The 6,684-nt window shown below is 60.5% G+C and carries 8 protein-coding genes and 1 pseudogene; all 9 read right to left on the reverse strand.

Going from position 1 to position 6,684, the window contains the following annotated elements:
* Window positions 1–19 precede the first annotated feature (19 nt).
* Window positions 20–2,083: a TonB-dependent copper receptor gene (locus E1573_RS06185; protein WP_133211666.1), complete on the reverse strand. Its 2,064-nt coding sequence runs from the start codon at window positions 2,081–2,083 to the stop codon at window positions 20–22.
* 80 nt (window positions 2,084–2,163) lie between these two features.
* The gene (locus E1573_RS06190; protein ID WP_133211668.1) at window positions 2,164–2,592 is read right to left on the reverse strand and encodes a DUF2946 domain-containing protein; all 429 of its coding nucleotides are present in this window, start codon (window positions 2,590–2,592) and stop codon (window positions 2,164–2,166) included.
* 19 nt (window positions 2,593–2,611) lie between these two features.
* The gene (locus tag E1573_RS06195; protein WP_133211670.1) at window positions 2,612–3,082 is read right to left on the reverse strand and encodes a copper chaperone PCu(A)C; all 471 of its coding nucleotides are present in this window, start codon (window positions 3,080–3,082) and stop codon (window positions 2,612–2,614) included.
* A gap of 47 nt (window positions 3,083–3,129) precedes the next feature.
* Complete coding sequence (locus E1573_RS06200; protein WP_133211672.1) at window positions 3,130–3,513, reverse strand: DUF2946 domain-containing protein; 384 nt, start codon at window positions 3,511–3,513, stop codon at window positions 3,130–3,132.
* A gap of 191 nt (window positions 3,514–3,704) precedes the next feature.
* Window positions 3,705–4,562 (reverse strand): SPFH domain-containing protein, encoded by an 858-nt coding sequence (locus E1573_RS06205; protein WP_133211673.1) that lies wholly within the window; start codon window positions 4,560–4,562, stop codon window positions 3,705–3,707.
* Between the two features lie 24 nt (window positions 4,563–4,586).
* Entirely contained in the window at window positions 4,587–5,024 is a 438-nt protein-coding gene (locus tag E1573_RS06210) for an NfeD family protein (protein WP_133211675.1), read from the reverse strand.
* Between the two features lie 145 nt (window positions 5,025–5,169).
* Window positions 5,170–5,292 (reverse strand): annotated as a pseudogene (locus E1573_RS26930) (VapC toxin family PIN domain ribonuclease); the annotation flags it as partial.
* A gap of 5 nt (window positions 5,293–5,297) precedes the next feature.
* Entirely contained in the window at window positions 5,298–6,008 is a 711-nt protein-coding gene (locus tag E1573_RS06220; protein ID WP_133211677.1) for a cobalt-precorrin-6A reductase, read from the reverse strand.
* Window positions 6,009–6,684 (reverse strand): cobalt-precorrin-5B (C(1))-methyltransferase CbiD (gene cbiD / locus E1573_RS06225; protein WP_133211679.1); only part of this gene is annotated, 676 nt, incomplete at its 5' end. It abuts the gene before it with no gap.

Here is a 6,684-nt window from a genome sequence, read left to right on the forward strand (position 1 = left end):
ATCGCGCCTCGGGGTTAGATCAGAAGCTCAGGTCAACTTTGGTCCAGAGCGTGCGCCCCGGTTCATTGATGGCCTGTGGATCGCTTGCGGGGTAACCGAAGCCAGCGTTGCCCGCCAGGTTCAGGTGTTCGGCATAGGCTTTGTCGAACAGGTTATCGACCCCCGCGCTGAGCTTGAGGTGCTGGCTGACCCGGTAGCTGCCATTGAGCGAGAACACCCCGAAACCCGCGCTCTTTTCATAATCTTTGCCGACTACGTTGCCGTAGTTTTCTTCGATGCGATTTTGCGCGGCGACCACCCGCCATAACGCCCCTGCACTCCAATTGTCGCGGCTGTAGGTGAGCCCCATGCGGCTCTCCAGTGGCGGCATCTGTGGAAGCGCTGTGCCATCACTGCTGTTCTTGCCCCAAGCGTAGGCCAGGGTTGCGTCGGCTTTCCAGTTGGAGGTCAAGTTATAGGCAGCGCCCAGTTCGCCACCCATGATGCGTGCGTCGATGTTCTGCGCCTGGGAGTTGCTCATCCCCATCATGTTGGTGTTGTAGTTGAACAGGATGTAGTCGCGAATCTGCCCGACATACCCCGAGGCCCAGGCTTGCAGGTCTTCGGTCTGGTACTGGATACCGAAGTCCAGCTGTGTGGTTTTCTCCGGCTTGATGCTGTCGAAGGCGTTGACCGATCCGGCAGGCCCCGACTTGGGCGAAAACAGTTCCCAGTAATCCGGGAAGCGTTGGGCGTGGCCGAGGCCAACATAGGTGGTGGCCGGCATGTCGGCCAGGTCATGTTCGTAGCGAACGAAGCCGCTGGGCAGGGTATCGGCACGGGTGTCGCCACGGGTGGCGCTGGTTTCCCGGTAGTCTTTGGCCGAGGCGCGGTCCAGGCGTGCACCGGTAATGACGCGGTCTTGATCGGCGACATACCAGGTCAGCTCACTGAACACGCCGTAGTTGTGGAAGTCGGCGTCTTTAGTCCATGGCATTTGCTTGTGCACATCGATGCCCATGCCACCACGCTGACGGTGTTCGTTGGTCTGTGCGTCGACACCGGCAATCAGTTGTAGCTCGCTCCAGCGCCAGGTGCCTTTGACCCGGCCACCCAGGGTGCGGCGGTCGACGTTGCTGACCATCGGCATCCCCATCATGCCCATCCCTGAAGGGGTGCGCAGGCTGTAGTTGTCCATTACATGGTCGGCGTAGTTGTAATACACCTGGGCTTCAAGCTTGTCCCATACCTCGCCAATGTTGGACTTCTCAAACCGCAGCCCCAGGCTTTCGCGCTTGAACTGTGAGCCGTCCATACCACGCCCGGCATAACGGGCTTCACCGTCGCCCTTGCCGGCGGTGAGCTCTATCAGGGTGTCGGCATCGGGCGTCCAGCCCAGCGCCACATCTCCGTTCCACTTGTCCCAGCGCGACGGCACGGTGTCGCCATTGCCATCTTCGTAGTCATCCGAGTGCGACTGGTTACCGACCACGCGCACGTAGCCCAGTTGGTTACCCGCCGCCGCATCGACGAGCTTGTCGAAACGCCCGTTGGAACCGGCCAGCAGGCTGGCGTTGACCCGGCTGCCAAGCTCGCCGAATTTCTCTGGGTCGCGGTCGAACAGAATGGTTCCGGCGGAGGCACCGGGCCCCCAGATCACACTTTGCGGGCCTTTGATCACGGTCAGGCGGTCGTAGGTTTCCGGTGAAATGTAGGAGGTGGGGGCGTCCATGCGGTTGGGGCAGGCCCCAAGCATTACGCCACCGTTGGTGAGGATGTTCAGGCGCGAGCCAAACATGCCGCGCAGCACCGGGTCGCCATTGGTACCACCGGCGCGGATGGCCGAGAAACCGGGGATGGTCTTCAGGTAGTCGGCACCATCGCTGGCCGGCACCGGTTGGCGAGGGTCTTTAGGGTTGGTGACGATGGTCAACGGTGAGCTGGGCGCGACCGCAGTAATGACCGTCGGGCTCAGTTCATTCTGGTCGTGAAGGTGCTCCTCCTGCTCGCTGGCGGCCAGGGCCAGAGGGCTGAGCAAGGTGCCGCAGATCACGGCAAGGGCCCCACGCAGGGACAAACGCAAAACAGCAGTGCAGCCGGACATAGTGATTCCAACATCGATCAGTCATAAGGGCGTGGTGGGCCGTCGGCAAATTGCCGAACCCACGAACGCAACAGGTGGTTTCAGACGACGATGAAGGGCGGTGGTGCGCGGGTCAGGGCACCTGGGAACACGGGTTGTCGGGCGTGGCCCTGGCGCGGAAGAGCAATCAGCAGGCCGCTGGCGGGAGCGGCTTCGGTGTTGAGCAGGCTCAGGGCCTGGGGCAGCGCCGGGCAGTGGAAGAACAGGCTGCAGTAGCCACACTTCTCCCAGATCACATGCAGCGACGAGCTACCGCCGTGTTGGTTGTCGCTGTGGCAATCGGCAGCGCTGTCCATCGCCATGCTCATGCCCATGTCGTTCGACGGGGCACGGTGATCCATCGGCATCGACTGGGAAACCAGCGGGCCGATGAAGATCATCAACATGGCAAACAGGCTCAGCCAGCTGCCGCGTACCCTTCTGGAGTCAGGGCGCGCGGTGCGGGAGCGGCTGCTGCGGGCGATGCTCATGGTGAGCAGCGTTCAGCGATCAGTGATTGTGTGCTTCACCCTCGGGGGCCTGTTTCTGCACCGCGACCTCAACGGGGACAGCACCGGCTTTTTCAAAGTGCAGGGTCATCGGGAAGCGCTTGCCATCAACCAGCAGGCTGCGATCTTTAGGTTGCATCAACATCACATGGTAGGCGCCGGGGGCGAACACCAGGTCTTTGCCAGCGGCTACTTCGACGCGTTGCACCTGCTGCATTTTCATCAGGCCGTCTTTGTGCACATGCTCATGCAACTGCACGTCATCGCTGATCGGGCTGTCGACGCTGAGCAGCGTGTCGGCAGTGGTGCCGTTGTTGTGGACGACGAAATAGGCGGCAACGTTCGGTGCGTTGGGCGGCAGCTCTTGCGACCACGGGTGGGCGATATGCAGATCACCCTTGGTGTATTCGTGCGCATTGGCAAAGGTTGCAGGCAGCAGCAGAGCGGCCAGCAGCAGGGCGTTTTTGAACATGGTCATTCTCCAGTCGATTCAGGTTCGCAACAGGTAGCGTAATGAATTCAGGCTAGAGGGGAGGCGCGTGGGTTCAGTGCGGGCCACAGTTGGCGTGGCGTCGGTTGGTTGGCGACGAGTATGGCCTTGGGCCGGGCAAAGTTCTGGGCAGGTAACAGCAAACGAGGTGGATGCCCTGGCAGCGCCAACAGTGGCGCAGCGCCTGAGCAACACCAGCAATGCTGCATGGTCGAGTGATCATCGTTCTGTTGGCTGCTGTCAGGCGAGCCCAGAGAAATGGCGATCAGCTTGGTGCCGCCGGTGGAGCAGAAAGTGCCCCAGAGTAATTGTTCTGCCTGGCTTTTCGGCGCGGCAGACAACGGCATGGCCAGCAGGTTGAACAGCACTGCAAAGCAGGCGATCCAGGCATGGGCAAGCCGATGTGAAGGCATGGAAAGATCCGGTCAGGAATCGAGTGATGGCTATTTAGCCAGAGTTGAAAGTATATGTAAAAAACCCAGGGGTGCGATGAAATGTCGCGGCGGGCGCAATGGTCTCAACCTTGTGGGAGCGGGCTTGCCCTGCGATTGCGGTGTCAAAGATAGACCGCTATCGCGGGGCAAGCCCGCTCCCACCGGTGGTGTTAGACCGCTTTATTGCGGCCCATCAGGCCACGAACGGTTTCTTGCAGGTCAGCCGGAAGTACAACGACCTTGGCGTTGTCGCTGCCAGCCAGGTTCTCCATGGCGCCGATGTAGCGTTCGCCAAGCAGGTACATGGCCGGGGTAATTTCGTTGCCCACGGCCTCTTTAACCAACGTGATCGCGCGTGCCGAGGCTTCAGCCAGGTTGATTTGCGCTTCAGCATCCAGCTTGGCCGATTGCAGACGCGCTTCGGCTTCAAGGATCGCTGCTTGCTTGGCACCTTCGGCACGGGTGACATCGGCTTTACGCTCACGCTCGGCGGCCGCTTGGCGCTCCATGGCCGATTGCATGTTTTCCGAAGGCTTGATGTCTTGGATTTCCACCGAACGTACGGTTACGCCCCAGTCTTCGGTCTGTTCCGACATGGCTTCGCGCAGGCGGGCCTTGATCTGTTCACGGCTGGACAGCGCCTCGTCGAGGTCCATGGCACCGACAATGGCACGTAGCGAGGTCATGGTCAGGCTGGTGACGGCATAGCTGAAATCCTGCACGCCGTAAGCTGCCTTCTGCGGGTCGACAACTTTGGCAAAGCACAGCGCGTTGGCCACGATGACGGCGTTGTCGCGGGTAATGATTTCCTGCTGCTGCACGTCGAGGATCATGTCCTTGGTTGGCAGACGGTAGGCGACTACGTCCATGTAAGGAATGACGATGTTCAGGCCGGGCTTGAGGGTGGCGTTGTAGCGGCCAAGACGCTCGACAATCCATTCCTCGCCCTGAGGCACGATGCGCACCCCTTTGAACAGGGTGATGATGACGAACGCGGCGAGCGTGCCGGCGACGATGAGGCTGGTCATGGGGGCAAGGTTTCCTTTAGTTGATCACGCCCGGGTAACCCGGACAGTATTGCCTTCGATGGCAGTGAGGCGAACGCGCTCGCCCGAGGGTATGTCGGTATCGGCGATGCAGACCCATTCTTCGTTGCCGAGGATAGGTTTCTGAAAGCGCACGCGGCCTTTGTGGAACTCGGAGACTGCTGCGGTCAGCAGGCCGACCTCGCCGATAACATCGTCAGCGGTCCAGCGGGTGTCTGGTTTCTTCTTGCGAAACACCTTGAACCACAGCAGCGTGGTAATAGACGAAAACACCACCCAGAGCAGAACCTGCATGTCTAACTGCAAGCTGGGCACCAGATAAGCGATAAGCGACACCAGCACGGCACCGATGCCGAACCAGAGAATAAAGAAAGTCGGTAGCACGAGTTCCAGCACAACCAGGCCGAACCCGAATACCAGCCAGATCCACCATTGCATTTCCATATGGGCGAATTGTTCCAGTAGAGAAGTGGGCAGTGTAAGGCAGGGTTGGCTTGGTGGGCTATGCGGAAAACTCTGAAATAGGAGTAGGGCTGAAGGCGTCAGGATTGATCTTTGAGAATCGTCCAATGCGACCTGCCGCTTTTTCTTAGTAGTGGGAAGTGGATGGGCTCAACCAGTCTTCCACTCTCAGCCCAGGCACACGCTGAAACTCGCGTAAATTATTACTCACTAAAACAAGCCCGAGCGAGCGGGAATGGCCTGCGATCACCGGTTTTAGAGTGCTGCGATTAGCTCATCAACCGTAAAGAACACCCTGTCCACCACCGGCAATTCAGGCCGCTTGAGGATCAGCACCGGCACACCGCGCTCTCGCGCAACGTCGAGTTTGGGCTCGGTGGCGACGCTGCCACTGTTCTTGCTGACCAGCACATCAATCTGCCGTCGCTCAAACAGCCTGCGCTCATCCTCAAGCAGGAACGGGCCACGTGCGCCGATCACTTCGCAGCGTTCGTTACCAGGGCAGGCTTCCAGCGCGCGCAAGGTCCAGAACTGTTGCGGCGGGATTTCATTGAGGTGTTGCAAGGGCTCGCGACCCAGGGTGAACAGGGGGCGCTGAAACGGGCGCAAGGCTTCGATCAGTTCGGCCCAGCCTGTCACTTCGCGCCAGTCATCGCCAGGTTGTGCCTGCCACGCCGGGCGCCGAAGGGCCCAGCAAGGGGTGCCGGTGAGTTGTGAAGCGCGGGCGGCGTTGGCGCTGATCTGCGCGGCATAGGGATGGGTGGCGTCGATCAGCAGGTCGATGTGCTCGGCTTGCAGGTAGGCCGCCAAACCCTCGGCGCCGCCAAAGCCGCCGACCCGAACCTGACAGTTGAGGTCGGTGGGCACCCGGCCGATCCCGACCAGGCTGTAGACATGTTCAGGGCCGAGCGTGCGGGCGATAGCCAGGGCTTCGGTGACGCCACCGAGCAGCAAAATTCGAGTCATTCACTGCCCCTCTGTGGGAGCGGGCTTGCCCCGCGATTGCGGTGCTGATGCATGGCCGACGATGCCCCCTTGGCGGTCGATGGCAAAGACTTCTACCTCTACCTGCGACGGCACCACGCTTTGGGCAAAGGCCAAGGCATGGGCGCACACGGCATCACCCAGGGCGATGCCTGCTGCGCTGGCCATGGCCAAGGCCTGCTGGCTGGTGTTGGCCTGGCAGATCGCAGCTTGCAAGTCGCTGTCGGCACCGATGGCCGCGGCCCATTGCGCCAGTTGCGGCAGGTCGATGCTGGAGTGACGGCTGTGCAGGTCCATGTGCCCGGCAGCCAGCTTGCTGATTTTGCCGAAGCCGCCACACAGGCTGAGTTTTTCCACCGGCACTTTGCGCAGGTGTTTGAGGACTGCGCCGACAAAGTCACCCATTTCGATCAGGGCAATTTCCGGCAGGTTGTAGACCCTGCGCATGGTGTCTTCACTGGCATTGCCGGTACAGGCGGCGATGTGCAGGTAACCATTGGTTTTCGCCACATCGATACCTTGGTGGATCGAGGCAATGTAGGCCGAGCAGGAGAAAGGCCGCACGATACCGCTGGTGCCAAGAATCGATAAGCCGCCGAGAATGCCCAGGCGTGGGTTCATGGTTTTCAGTGCAAGGCTTTCACCATCCTGCACGTTC

It is taken from the genome of Pseudomonas sp. H9, from assembly GCF_004353925.1.
GTDB lineage: Bacteria > Pseudomonadota > Gammaproteobacteria > Pseudomonadales > Pseudomonadaceae > Aquipseudomonas.